This window comes from Neobacillus sp. NRS-1170 (genome assembly GCF_050468025.1).
This window is the reverse complement of the sequence record NZ_JBITPF010000078.1, coordinates 122,890-136,635: the sequence shown is the minus strand read 5'-3', so window position 1 is coordinate 136,635 and position 13,746 is coordinate 122,890. Positions and strand designations below refer to the sequence as shown.

General features: G+C 39.3%; 13 protein-coding genes. 11 read left to right on the top strand and 2 right to left on the bottom strand.

Annotation, left to right across the window (positions count from 1 at the left end; genetic code table 11):
• Positions 1–97: 97 nt before the first annotated feature.
• The 8 genes from ACIFOT_RS28355 (at position 98) to ACIFOT_RS28320 (ending at position 8,917) form a co-directional block, all read left to right on the top strand.
• Complete coding sequence (locus ACIFOT_RS28355) at positions 98–1,669, top strand: ABC transporter substrate-binding protein (RefSeq protein ID WP_430071101.1); 1,572 nt, start codon at positions 98–100, stop codon at positions 1,667–1,669.
• A gap of 28 nt (positions 1,670–1,697) precedes the next feature.
• Positions 1,698–2,648 carry an ABC transporter permease gene (locus ACIFOT_RS28350; RefSeq protein WP_430071098.1) on the top strand — a complete coding sequence of 317 codons (951 nt, stop codon included), beginning with the start codon at positions 1,698–1,700 and terminating at the stop codon, positions 2,646–2,648.
• Between the two features lie 18 nt (positions 2,649–2,666).
• Entirely contained in the window at positions 2,667–3,566 is a 900-nt protein-coding gene (locus tag ACIFOT_RS28345) for an ABC transporter permease (RefSeq protein ID WP_430071096.1), read from the top strand.
• Positions 3,567–3,588: 22 nt separating this feature from the next.
• Positions 3,589–4,602, top strand: a complete 1,014-nt coding sequence (locus tag ACIFOT_RS28340) for an ABC transporter ATP-binding protein (RefSeq protein ID WP_430071093.1) — start codon at positions 3,589–3,591, stop codon at positions 4,600–4,602.
• A complete protein-coding gene (locus ACIFOT_RS28335) occupies positions 4,583–5,560 on the top strand; it encodes an ABC transporter ATP-binding protein (RefSeq protein ID WP_430071090.1) in 978 nt (325 codons plus the stop codon). Before ACIFOT_RS28340 ends, ACIFOT_RS28335 begins: the two co-directional genes overlap by 20 nt.
• Positions 5,561–5,610: 50 nt before the next feature.
• Positions 5,611–6,744: a M20 peptidase aminoacylase family protein gene (locus tag ACIFOT_RS28330; RefSeq protein ID WP_430071088.1), complete on the top strand. Its 1,134-nt coding sequence runs from the start codon at positions 5,611–5,613 to the stop codon at positions 6,742–6,744.
• A gap of 68 nt (positions 6,745–6,812) precedes the next feature.
• Positions 6,813–7,940, top strand: coding sequence for an o-succinylbenzoate synthase (gene menC / locus ACIFOT_RS28325; protein WP_430071086.1), 1,128 nt, complete (start codon positions 6,813–6,815; stop codon positions 7,938–7,940).
• A gap of 188 nt (positions 7,941–8,128) precedes the next feature.
• Positions 8,129–8,917, top strand: a complete 789-nt coding sequence (locus ACIFOT_RS28320) for a nitroreductase family protein (protein ID WP_430071084.1) — start codon at positions 8,129–8,131, stop codon at positions 8,915–8,917.
• Positions 8,918–9,062: 145 nt separating this feature from the next.
• Here the strand turns inward: ACIFOT_RS28320 and ACIFOT_RS28315 are convergent, their stop codons facing one another.
• The gene (locus ACIFOT_RS28315; RefSeq protein WP_430071081.1) at positions 9,063–9,518 is read right to left on the bottom strand and encodes a CBS domain-containing protein; all 456 of its coding nucleotides are present in this window, start codon (positions 9,516–9,518) and stop codon (positions 9,063–9,065) included.
• Between the two features lie 98 nt (positions 9,519–9,616).
• Positions 9,617–10,237, bottom strand: a complete 621-nt coding sequence (locus tag ACIFOT_RS28310) for a TetR/AcrR family transcriptional regulator (protein WP_430071079.1) — start codon at positions 10,235–10,237, stop codon at positions 9,617–9,619.
• Positions 10,238–10,520: 283 nt separating this feature from the next.
• Between ACIFOT_RS28310 and ACIFOT_RS28305 the strand changes: the two genes are divergently transcribed.
• The 3 genes from ACIFOT_RS28305 to ACIFOT_RS28295 all read left to right on the top strand — a co-directional run bounded on the left by ACIFOT_RS28305 (position 10,521) and on the right by ACIFOT_RS28295 (position 13,517).
• Positions 10,521–11,174, top strand: coding sequence for an HlyD family secretion protein (locus tag ACIFOT_RS28305; protein ID WP_430071076.1), 654 nt, complete (start codon positions 10,521–10,523; stop codon positions 11,172–11,174).
• 8 nt (positions 11,175–11,182) lie between these two features.
• On the top strand, positions 11,183–13,039 hold the full coding sequence (locus ACIFOT_RS28300; protein ID WP_430071073.1) for a DHA2 family efflux MFS transporter permease subunit: 1,857 nt from the start codon (positions 11,183–11,185) through the stop codon (positions 13,037–13,039).
• A gap of 79 nt (positions 13,040–13,118) precedes the next feature.
• Entirely contained in the window at positions 13,119–13,517 is a 399-nt protein-coding gene (locus ACIFOT_RS28295) for a DoxX family protein (protein WP_430071070.1), read from the top strand.
• Positions 13,518–13,746: the final 229 nt, after the last annotated feature.

The following is a 13,746-nucleotide window of genomic DNA, read 5'->3' as shown; positions in this document are numbered from 1 at the left end:
AAGTTTAAACTTCATTTTTGATCAGGAGGGGATGAGAAAATAATTGGTTGTGTTGTTTGATAGAGAAAATCAATATCTAAAATAGGGGGTCATAAAAATGAAAAAGGCAATCTTCTTATTGTTGACGTTCATATTAGCTTTTTCGTTAATCGGTTGTTCGTCGGAGAAATCGGGCGCAGAGAAAAAATCAGGAAAAGACAAAGTGGTGGTAGGAGGCGAGCTTAAAGTAGCATATAATGCACAGCCCCCGACATTGGATCCTTTGATGACAACAGCTGTTGCCACAAGAGATATTATGAGACATGTATTTGAAACTCTTGTGACTGTTAATCAAAAGTTTGAAGTAGAGCCAATGCTCGCAGAGTCCTATAAGGTAAGTGATGATTCCAAAAAAATTACCTTTGAATTACGAAAAGGAATTAAGTTCCACAATGGGGAAGAGATGACCGCAGAAGACGTAGTTTCTTCTATGGAAAGATGGAAAAAGGTTACTTCTTTAGGTAAATCTTATTTTTCTGATGCTACCATCACAGCCAGCGGGGACTATACAGTGGTGTTCGAAATGCAGAAACCGCTTTCTACAGCATTAGCTATGTTGGCCGATACCGGACAAGCAGCGATCATCACAACAAAGGAAATTAATGATAGTGCAACGGAAAAAGGGATCACGGAGTTTGTTGGTACTGGACCATTTCAATTTGTTGAATGGAAAGTAGACCAAAATGTGCATTTGAAAAAGTTTGCTGATTACAAATCACTAGATTCAAAGAGTAGTGGTTTAGCAGGGAAAAAAGTTGCGTACGTAGATGATATTTTCTTCGAGTTTGTAACAGATGCATCCACTCGTTTAGCAGGAATCCAAACAGGTGAATATGACATTGCCAATGCCATCCCTTTTGATAATGCAGAACAGTTAGAGTCAAATGAGGATGTAGTGAACCAAGTTGACCATAATGGATTTAATGGTGTGGTATTTAATAAAAAAGCAGGATTCTTTAAAGATGTTAAGGCACGTCAAGCAGTTAATGCGGCGTTAGATGAAGAGGAAATTTTAACTGCTTCTTTCACAAATAATAAATTTTATGAATTAGAGCACGGGCTCATGATTAAGGATCAGGTTGATTGGTATAGCGAGGCTGGTAAGAAGCAATACAACCAACACGATAAGGAAAAAGCAAAGAGCCTATTAAAAGAAGCGGGCTATAACGGTGAAGAAATTGTAATTCTAGCATCTCGAGATTACGAAGACCATTACAATGCAGCGGTTGTGGTTCAACAACAGCTGGAAAAAATCGGCATGAAGGTTAAGCTCGATGTTTTTGATTGGGCCACTCTTCTTCAAAAGCGGACCGACGCAAAAGCTTATGATATTTTCGTTACAGGTTTCCCAACAGAGCCAATCCCAGCAAAGTACGTATTCTTAGATTCTCGTAATCAATGGCCTGGATGGACCAACGATCCTAAAATGGACCAATTATTAGATCAAATCAATACGTCCTCTTCTCAAAAGGAAGCAAAAGAATATTTTGATGAGCTTCAAAAGGAATTTTATGATTACGTTCCAATCATCAAGTTTGGTAATAAAACGACGATTACCACCACTCGTTCGAATATAAAGGGAATGGGCTTTTTACAAGGTATTACCCTATGGAATGTTCAGAAACAGTAATTAGATTCAAGAGGGAGTGGAGTTACCTTTGAAAGGATATATCTTAAAACGGCTATTTTCCCTAATTCCCGTTCTTTCTGTAGTAGCCGTAGTTGTTTTTTTAATCATCCATATTACTCCCGGTGACCCAGCGGCAGTGATGCTGGGCCCGGATGCAAGTCCTGACCAGGTTGCCGAGCTGAGGGAGGAGCTCGGCCTCAACCTTCCTCTATACCAACAATTCACTAGTTGGATAGCTGGGATTTTAAAGGGGGACTTTGGATGGTCCTTCTTTATGGAAGAACCTGTTCTTCAGGCTTTTTTCTCCCACTTAGGACCAACGATTTCGTTAGCCATTTTAGCCCAATTGCTTGCCATCCTGTTTGCAATTCCACTAGGAGTTATAGCAGCAAAAAAGAGAGGTTCTGCTGTTGACCAATCATTTATGGGAATTGCATTATTGGGGATTTCCGTTCCTAGTTTCTTGCTTGGATTATTTTTAATATTATTGTTTGCTGTTCAATTAAAATGGCTGCCAGTAGCAGGATATAAACCTTTTAGCGAGGGTCTATTCTTACACCTTCGATATCTTATTTTACCTGCTATTGCCCTTGGTGCTATGCAAGCGGCGCTTATTGCTAGAATGACAAGATCATCCATGCTGGATATATTAAGTGCGAATTATATTAAAACGGCTCGCTCAAAGGGTGTTAAGGAAAAAATGATCGTCTTCAAGCATGCTCTTCGAAATGCGTTTCTCCCTATTTTAACCGTCATAGGCCAAACGTTCGGAACGTTGATAGCAGGGGCAGCTGTTGTTGAAACCGTTTTTAATATTCCCGGTATTGGTCAACTAATCGTCAATTCTGTAGAACGCCGGGACTTCGCTGTTATTCAAGGGACGATTATGCTTGTAGCTATTAGTTATGTATTAATTAATCTAGTCATCGACCTATTATATGGTGTGGTTGATCCTAGAGTTCGTCTAAATCGAAAGTAGAAAGGAGGGAATTTTCTAATGCAAACAATATTAAAGGAAGTAGAGCTGTCATCCGTAAAAAATAATATTAAGAAAGAGCGAAGAGAATTGATGCTAAGACGTTTTTTTGTCAATAAATTAGCCGTCACAGGAAGCATAATTATTCTCATCATTTTATTGTTTACGATTATAGGTCCGTTCCTTACTTCCCAAAGTCCTTATATATTAGAAGCAAAACAGCGTCTTCTTGCCCCTAGTTTGAATCATCTCTTTGGCACAGATAATTATGGACGGGATTTATTTAGCCGTGTTGTTCATGGGGCAAAAGTATCGATTGGAGTAGGTTTTTGCGTTGCTTTTATTACATCTGCGGCGGGAATGATAATTGGTCTTTATGCTGCTTATTATCGATCACTTGATAATATACTAATGAGGTTTTGTGATGGGCTCATGGCTTTTCCAGCTATTCTATTGGCCATTGCTATTATGGCAGCATTAGGACCAAGGATCGAAAACGTCATCATCTCTTTATCGATTGTATTTTCTCCTTATGTAGCACGGACAGTCCGTTCTTCGGCCCTCGTTATTAAAGAACAAACGTACATTGAAGCCCTACTGTCTCAAGGAGCAAGCTCCTCAAGAATTATTTGGCTTAATATCGCACCCAATGTAATTTCTCCTTTGGTTGTTCAAGCTACCTTTATCTTTGCCGATTCTATCATAACAGAAGCGGCATTAAGCTTTTTGGGTGCTGGAATCCCGGCACCTGCACCCAGCTGGGGAAACCTGCTTTATGATGGGAAAATTGTTATCTTTAGTGCGTGGTGGATGACCCTATTTCCAGGTATCGCGATCATGCTTACCGTTCTAGGCCTTAACCTCTTTGGCGATGGAATTCGTGATCTGTTAGATCCTCATAATAATAAAGCCAAAAAATAAGTTGACAGCGGAGGTGACTCTATTGGAAACAAAGCTTCTTGAAGTGAAAAACTTAAAAACACAATTCCGTACAGAACGTGGAACGGTTACGGCAGTGGACGGGGTTTCCTTTACTGTTCATGCGGGAGAAACAGTGGGTATGGTAGGTGAATCTGGTTGCGGAAAAAGTGTAACGGCGGAATCAATCCTGAGGCTGCTTGACGAAAAATCAACAAAATATGAAGGAGAGATCCGTTATCAAGGGACGAACCTTTTAGATTATTCCATCGCGGAAATGCAAGATATTAGAGGAAATGATATCTCGATGATATTTCAGGATCCGATGAGTTCTCTAAATCCAGTATACACTGTGGGAAATCAAATCGTAGAAGCCATCTTGCTTCATCAAAATGTAAGTAAAAAAGAGGCCTATGTAAGAGCAATCGAAATGCTACGTTTAACGGGAATTCCTTCCCCTGAGAAAAGGATTCATGAGTATCCGCATGAACTTTCTGGTGGAATGAGACAACGGGTGATGATTGCCATGGCTCTTTCCTGTCAGCCAAGACTGCTCATTGCTGACGAACCAACTACTGCTCTGGATGTAACCACTCAATCCCAAATTCTCGATCTAATCAATGAGTTAAAAGAAAATTTCAACATGGGAACGATTATGATTACACATGATTTAGGGGTGGTTGCTGAGGTCTGTACTAGAGTGGTAATCATGTATTTAGGCCAGGTAATTGAAGAAGCAGATGTAGAGTCTTTATTTACTTCCCCTTATCATCCTTACACGAAGGGGCTTTTAAAATCAATCCCTAAACTAACAGGTGACCGTTCGAATAAACTTCCGATCATTGAAGGAAAGGTCCCTACTCTTCACCAAATTCCAAAGGGTTGCCGCTTCGCCCCACGCTGCGAATTTGCAAGTACTCAATGCAGGGAGCAGATGCCTGAGCTAATTCAGACGGAAAGCAGCCGTAAAATCAGGTGTTGGCACTATGAGAAAATACTGGAAGTTGGAGAGGATCAATATGTCAGTACAAGTAATTGAAGAACCTCTCTTAGAGGTTAGGAATCTTAAAAAGTTTTTCCCTATCACGAATTCACTGGGAAGAGCAAAGGGTCAAGTAAAAGCTGTAAACGACGTATCCTTTGACTTGTATCCAGGAGAAACCTTTGGTTTAGTTGGTGAATCAGGATGCGGAAAGAGCACAACTGGTAGAACAATCTTACGATTGACAGAGCCGACAGCGGGGGAAGCCATTTATAAAGGCCAAGATCTTTACAAGCTAAAGGGACGAGAGCTCTTAAAAGTGAGAAGGGAACTGCAAATGGTATTTCAGGATCCGTACTCGTCTTTAAATCCGAGAAAACGAATTGGTCATATTTTAGAAGAAACTCTAAAAATACATAACATCGGCACAAAACAAGAACGTACTGATCGGGTGATGGATATGTTGAGTAGAGTGGGCTTTCAACCAGAGCAATATTATCGCTACCCTCATGAATTCTCGGGTGGACAAAGACAAAGAATTGGTTTGGCTAGAGCATTAATGGTGAATCCAAATGTCATCATCTGTGATGAGCCTGTATCAGCTCTTGATGTTTCGATTCAATCTCAAGTTTTGAATCTTTTAGAGGAGATTCAAGAAGAGTTTCAACTATCGTATCTTTTTGTTTCCCACGATTTAAGTGTTGTCCGCCATATATCCGATCGTATTGGTGTTATGTATTTGGGACAAATGGTAGAAGAGGCGCCAACCGATGAGCTGTTCAATAATCCGCTTCATCCTTATACTCAGGCCTTATTATCTGCCGTACCCATTCCGAATCCACTAGTTAAAAGAGAAAGAATCAAACTTAAAGGTGAGGTTCCTTCACCATTAAATCTTCCGTCGGGGTGTGTCTTTCATACTAGATGCCCATATGCTACTAAAATTTGTGAGCAAGAAACCCCGGTTAAGAAAAAGGCTGCGGCTAACCATGCAGTAGCGTGTCATTTTCTATGATGATGATGGGAGGTGAATCATAAAAAAACTGAGAAAAGGAGAAATTCATTTTGATTGAAACATTGGTTGTTAACGACATTAGAGAAAAAGTCTTTGAGATTTTTGACCATTTACATCAGTACCCTGAGGTGAGCTGGAAGGAATATCAAACGACTGAATACATCGCTAACCGACTCAAAGAGCTGGGTATTAACGTGACCACTTTTGATGATTGTACAGGTGTAATTGGTGAGATGGGAGAGGGGCCTTTTACAGTTGGGCTAAGGTCAGATATGGATGCCTTATGGCAGGAAGTAAACGGTACCTTTCAAGCGAATCATTCATGTGGTCATGATGCGCACATGACACTAGTATTGGGAGTAGCAATGACTCTGAAAAAGCTAAAGGTGGATCTACCTGGGAAAGTAAAATTTATTTTTCAACCAGCGGAAGAAAAAGGTGATGGTGCGCTAAAAATGATTGAAAAAAAGGTCATTGATGATGTTGATTACTTGTATGGCGTTCACTTGAGACCAGATGTAGAGGTTCCTAATAGGAAAGCAGCACCAGCCATAGTCCATGGTGCGGGGCGGTTTATTACAGGCAGAATAATTGGACATGACCATCATGGGGGACGGCCGCATATGGGAACGAATGCCATAGAGGTTGGGGCTTCGATTGTTGAACATTTAAAGGGGATTTATCTTGACCCAATGACTCCTTATTCAGTTAAGATGACCAAGTTTATCGCTGGGGGAGACAATGGAAACATTATTCCCGGATCGGCTGATTTTGGCCTTGATTTACGGGCGCAATCTAATGAAGTGATGGGGGGGCTGACAGAAAAAGTAAAAGGAATCATACAGAATATTTCTGACCTGTATCAGGTGAAAATTGACTATCAATATGATGCCAATTTAGTAGCAGCCGAAGTTAATGATGAGGCTCAGTCCATTATGGCAGACTCGATTGAAACCGTATTAGGAAAAGAAAATTTACTTCCTCCGAGCATTTCGTCAGGTTGCGAGGATTTCCATTTTTATAGCGTAGATCGTCCGGAAGTAAAAACAACCATGCTTGGGCTGGGATGTGGATTGACTCCTGGCTTACACCATCCTTATATGACTTTTAATCGTGAAGCATTAATTGATGGTATTGAAATATTAACAAGAACGATACTAGCAACCTTTGAAAAAAATACTTAAAACTAATAGCAACCAAGGTGCCTTTATTAGATAGACCAAATACGCAACTGTTAGAGGAGGAAGAGAAATTGAAAATTGAAAAAGTGAAATTAGAGCGTTTGAAAATGCCAATGCTTCATCCATTTGAAACAAGCTTTGGGGTCGAAAAAGAGAAAGAATTTATTCTCGTTAGTGTTTATGGAGACGGTTACGTTGGTTATGCAGAAAGCGTCGCCATGGATTTACCAATGTATAATGAAGAAACGATTGATACGGCTTGGCATGTAGCTGAACAATTTATTATTCCTAAGGTACTGGAGACTGATTTTGAATCTCCTGAAGAATTCACAAAATTATTCTCTTGGATTCGTAGAAATAATATGGCTAAATCAGCGATAGAAAGTGCCATATGGGATTTATATGCCAAACAAAAGGGAATTTCGCTCTCCCAAGCGCTAGGCGGGGTCAAGGAAGAAATCGAAGTTGGTGTAAGTATTGGAATTCAACCGACTGTTGAAGATTTATTAAAAAAGGTTGAAGGCTTTTTAGCGGAAGGCTATAAAAAGATAAAAGTTAAAATTAAACCAGGTGTCGATGTAGAGCTAGTTAAAGCGATACGGGAAACCTTTGGGTATGATATCCCGCTTATGGCTGATGCAAACTCTGCGTATACGCTGGATGATATTGACACACTTAAACAATTAGATCAGTATGGCCTCATCATGATTGAACAGCCACTTGCACACGATGATATTATTGATCATGCCAAGCTCCAAAGAGAGTTACAAACTCCTATCTGCTTAGATGAAAGTATCCACTCCGTAGAGGATGCTAGAAAAGCCATTGAATTAGGAAGCTGTAAAATTATTAATATCAAAATTGGACGTGTAGGTGGTTTAACGGAAGCGAAAAAAATTCATGACCTTTGCAAACTATATGGTATCCCGGTTTGGTGTGGCGGAATGCTAGAGGCAGGAGTTGGTCGTGCTCACAATATAGCCATTGCCTCCCTATCCAACTTTATCATCCCAGGGGATACTTCTGCTTCAAAAAAATACTTTGCAGAGGATATCATTGGTCCAGAAGTAACCCTAAGTAAACCAGGCATCGTCACTGTACCAAAGGGACCAGGAATTGGATTTAAGGTGATTCAGGAAAAAGTTGATAATTATCTTTTGAATTCAAAAGTATTTTGCAAGGAAGCAATTTTAGTCTAGAAAAATGTGTCAGATTCAAGATATATATTAATAATAGGGGCACTATACATATGGTGCTCTTTTCTATTACTGCTTTTTGTCTTCTTTTGGTACTTTCTTCAAATTCTTCTTCTTTTTCTCCTAGTTACTTTAAATCCTTACCATATGAGGGGCTGAAACCGTTTACAATGTTATACTGTTTATAAGGAGTGATTGCATTGGAATTAAACGATGTTATATTCGGGCACAGGTCTATACGAGAATATGAAGATAGGGAAGTAAGTCAAGAACTGTTGGATCAAATCTTAGATGCGGGGATTCGTGCCTCTTCTAGTGGCAATATGCAGTCTTATTCGATTGTTGTCACAAAAGACAAAGAGCTTAAGAAAAAATTATACTCTGCACATATGGATCAATCGATGGTTGTTGATGCACCTATACTATTAACTTTTTGTGCTGATTTTAATAGAATGAGAAAATGGCTTTCTCTTAATGATGCACCAGTACATTTTGATAATTTTATGAGCTTTATGATAGGTGCCATTGATGCGGTTTTGGCATCACAAAACTGTGCTTTAGCAGCAGAGAATGCCGGGCTGGGCATTTGCTATATGGGCTCAACACTTGCAAAGTGCGATCAAATTGGTGAACTGCTAAACTTGCCGCCCAATGTCGTACCCGTTGTGGGTTATTCATTAGGGTATCCAGCAGAAAACCCTGCTCCGCGCGATCGATTGCCTAGGCACGGACTTGTTCACTACGACCATTATCATGATTATTCTGATGAAGATATCTTAGAAATCTACAAAGAAAGAAATGAAAAGGGCTGGAAACGCTACATGGACGTCCCTAGGCTCAAGGAAATGATAGAATCATTGGGATTAAAAAATCTTGCTCAAGTCTATACCATTGCCAAGTATACGAAGGAATCTCACCTCGAGTTTTCACAAACAGTGCTGAAATACTTGGAGAGGCAGAATTTCATGGATAATGAGTGATGTTTTCCTTACTTGGACAAAGGAAAACATCACCTTAAAGTGTGTGCGGTGACCCTGTACTTATAATAGAATTACAGGCACAAGGAAAATTCAAGCGAATAAAAAGGGCTGTAGATGGATCTGCAGCCTTTCTCCATTTGAGATGTTAAAGGACTGTTCTAAAGGAATGTCTAATGACATCACCTCGGCTAATGATTCCAACTAATACTCCGTTCCGCTCAACAGGTAGTTTTTTTATTTGTTTTTTTCCTAAAATTGAAGCGATAGTTTCTATTTCTTCATCCCAGGAGACTTTGAAAACCTTTCTTTTGGCAATGCTCATTACATTTAACTCTAGCAGATTTCGGATTTTATGCTCAAAATCCTCATGATCACCATTGATAACGAAACCGAATTGGAGGGGATCAATGAATCGATACTGATGCTTGCCGATATACCTCATGATATCCCCATCACTAATATAACCCACAATTTCATTTCTTTCGTTGACTACTGGTAGTCCACTGATACGATTTTCAATGAATTTTTCGATTACATAACGAACTGTGTCCGTTTCCTTTACTTTCTTAACTGGGTTGATCATCATCTCATATGCTTGCATAAATCTCCATCCTATTGTTTTTGTTTGCCATGAATGATGAAGCAAGTTCTCAAAGTGACTGCTTGGTGAACTCTAAGGATTATTCATTTATCCGTAGCTTAATTGGTCTCCTTATAAAAACCTTTTTTAAGTAACTCAATCTCCAACAAATAGGTTTTCATCACATCATTAATCTGTAGCTCCTTCGCGAATGCATGCGCGAGATTTTGAAACGAAACAGCCATCAGTATTTTAAAGATGTGGTAGAGTTCTTCCTCACTCGATATGTTTAAATTATCTGAGTTAATTAAGTGGATAATTTCAAAAAATTTGCTTTTTCTTCTTTCCCCATACATATTCTGAGTAAATGTTTTTTCGATTTTATAATTCATATTTAAAAAGGCATTTTTAAAATATTGTCGATTTTCTGGTTCCTCAAACATAATAAGAATGGCTTTAAACCAATCCACAATGGACTCAAATAAATCTCCATTGTTCATTTTGATGATTGCAATAATTCGCTCATAATTTCGTTGCGAATGCTCATGTAATAAAAAGTAGAAAAGATCTTCTAAGTCTTCAAAATATTGATAGAAACTTCCCCTGGGTATTCCAGCATCCTTGATAATATTCGAAATAGATGCCTCATGTAAAGGAACCCTCGAAAACTCTTTCTTAGCAGCATTTATTAATACTCCTTGTTTTTCTTTTGTTAAATTAAAAAAGGTTTGCTTTGGCATTGACGAACTCCTTTTTCGAAATGATAACATGTCATAATAGAATTTAGAAATATGATAATCTTCCTATATTTATTTGTCAATATTCGGTGTGACAATGTGTCATTTTGTTTATTGACGCTCAAAAGTAGATTATTTATAATTTGTTCTGAACGTACTGCATTCTATACGGATTTAAATAAGGAAAGCAAAAGAAGGGAGAGCGTGATGGGCGGACAAAATAATGAATTGGAGATCACTAAACCGCACTCTTTAAACGATTCAACCATTAAGGGAGGAAAAATGAATGAGCACTAAAAAATTGCTCTTATTGAACATAATTATTCTGCTTATATTAGTGGGTGGTGGTGTTGGAGGATATGCCTACTATAATGGAGCAGTAAATTATTTATCCACGGATAATGCCCAAATAGCAGGACAACAAGTAACGATTGCGGCTCCGGCCAATGGAAAATTGACTGATTGGAAAGGCAATCTCGGTGATCATTTTTCAAAGGATTCTAAAGTTGGGACCATCACAACAACAGATGCAGATGGGAAACCTATAGACATGAATGTAACGATGCCAACTGACGGAACGATTGTTCAAAATAGTGGAGTTCAAAATTCATTTGTGGCTGCAGGAACACCATTAGCGAAAGAATATGATTTTAATAATCTTTGGGTTACAGCAAATATTGAGGAAACCAAAATTGATGAAGTGACAATCGGGCAGGATGTCGATATCTATGTGGATGCTTTTCCAAATAACACGTTAAAAGGAAAAGTTCAGCAAATCGGTTTAGCGACGGCTGGAACATTTTCTCTGTTACCAAGTTCGAATAATACAGGGAACTACACCAAAGTGACTCAAGTGATTCCGGTAAAAATTTCTATTGATGATAATAAAGGTGTAGCCATCGTTCCCGGTATGAACGTAACAGTACGGATTCATAAGTAGGTGATAACATGTTAATTTATATCACTGTTTATGTTGTCTTAGGCCTTTTGCTGCTGCTTTTAATAAATTTTAATATCATCAATAAAAAGAAGTCGCGTAGAGCACAAACAGAAAAGATGAATGAAGAGGTAATTGAGAAGGCTGTTCATTCTGAGATAAAGAATGAGGAGATTGAGCAAATTTTACCTCTGAATGAAAACAAGGACATAAAGGCTGAAGAGATTACATCGCAGGAAGTGCTGAAAGATTCTGAAGAAATGGAAGCAGAATTGAAATCTGCACAGGAGGATGTTCAGCCGAAAGAAAGCATGAAAAAGCAGAAAGAACCATCTGCTTCCGATGCTGAAAAAGAATCAGGAAACGGAAAAATTCTTGTGGCTTTAATGCTAGGTGCGTTTGTTGCCATTCTGAATCAAACCTTACTGAATGTGGCCATTCCGCATATTATGAATGATTTAGGAATTTCAGCTAATACCGTACAATGGCTCTCCACAGGATATATGTTAGTAAACGGAATTGCGATTCCTATAACGGCCTTTTTAATAGAGAAGTTTGGAACAAGAAAACTGTTCATTAGCGCCATTTTCTTATTTACATTGGGTTCGGTAGTTTGTTCAGTGTCAGCAAACTTTAGTATGCTCATGATTGGAAGGGTCATTCAGGCATGCGGTGCAGGTATTATTATGCCCCTGTTAATGACTGTATTTTTTGCATTATTCCCTCCGGAAAAACGCGGCAAGGCTATGGGGATTATGGGGATTGTCATGATATTTGCTCCTGCGATCGGTCCAACATTATCCGGGTGGCTCATTGGCCATTTTTCATGGCGGTTATTGTTTGATATTGTTATCCCAATCGGTTTACTTGATTTAATTCTTAGCTTCATGTGGATGAAGGACGTTACGAAAGTAACAAATCCTAAATTTGATTTCTCAGGATTTTTATTTTCAACCCTAGGTTTTGGGTTCTTGTTATACGGATTCAGTGAAGCGGGTAATGATGGCTGGTCCAGCAGAACAGTGGTTATCTCCTTAATCATAGGAATAATTTCTTTAATCTGTTTTGTTTGGCGCGAACTGACGGCAGAAAAGCCAATGCTTAATTTACGGGTCTTTAAATATGATATTTTCGCCTTAACAACCGTTATCAGTATGATTGTTAACATGGCTATGTTTGGCGCCATGATCTTACTTCCGATTTATTTGCAAAACATTCGAGGGTATACAGCATTACAATCAGGCCTGTTGATGCTTCCAGGTGCCATCGTGATGGGCATAATGTCTCCTATCTCAGGAGCTCTTTTTGATAAAATCGGGGCAAGATGGCTAGCCGTTACTGGATTAGCGATTACTGTACTTACCACATGGGGATTTACCAGTCTAAGTATGACAACCAGTTATGGCCATATTCTGTTTTTATACGTGATGCGGATGTTTGGAATGTCTTTTATCATGATGACCGTCATGACAGAAGGATTGAATCAGTTACCACGGCATCTTGGCGCTCATGGGACGGCTGCCTCCAATACAGCCAGGCAGGTAGCAGGAAGTATAGGGACCGCCTTCCTAGTTACAGTCATGACGACAAGACAAGGGTTCCATTATAGTGGGTATGGGGATGCAATCTCAAGTTCCAATTCTTTTATAGCCAGCAGTTTATCCCAGCTTGGTCAAGGTCTGTCAGCTTTCACGAACCTGCCGGCTGCAGCCGGAAAAGAGCTTTCCACCTATTTAATTTACGGTCAAACCATGCAACAAGCTACGATTGAAGGGATTAATGATGCCTTTATTGTTGCAACCGGAATCGCATTTGTAGCATTAGTTCTATCGTTCTTTATCAAACGGTCCCGGGTAAATCAACAGTAAAAAGTAGTAAGTTAAATGGGATATTTAGTTGTCCGGCTTTAATAATGTTGGGCTATCGTCTTTGAAAGAAGGGGTAGGAATGATTAATTTAGGGCTTTTGATTATTCGATTGGCTGTTGGAATGACGTTCGTGGGGCATGGATGCCAAAAATTATTCGGCTGGTTTGGCGGTCCAGGGGTCGTCAAGTTTGGTGAATTTTTAGGGTCGATTGGAATCAAGACTGGCGGTAAAACATGGGCGATATTAGCGGGAGTATTCGAATTGGCTGGCGGGCTGCTGTTTTCAGCGGGACTGCTCACCTGGCTGGGTGCAATTCTTATCATTATCGTTATGATTGATGCCATCTTCACCGTCCATGGCAAGAATGGCTTTTGGATGACTGAAGGCGGTTATGAATATAACTTTATTTTGATCGCTGTAGTCCTTGGAGTGGCGCTCATCGGACCCGGGGATTATGTATTAATTTATAAGGCATAGTCCAAGGGGACGGTTCTGCTGGTTTTTCGGCTGGATGAAGAACAGATTAAAGTATTCTATCAAGAATTTTGGCCTTCATCATATGATGAAGGCCATTTAAACTGTTGAATTTGTAGCTCTTGCCCTTTCATAAAATGCACTAAAAAAGGATAGATAGGGCATTTATTCTGCTCTACTGTCCTTTTTTTACTGATATTAAAAATTTGAATCATTAAAAGGATATTAAACT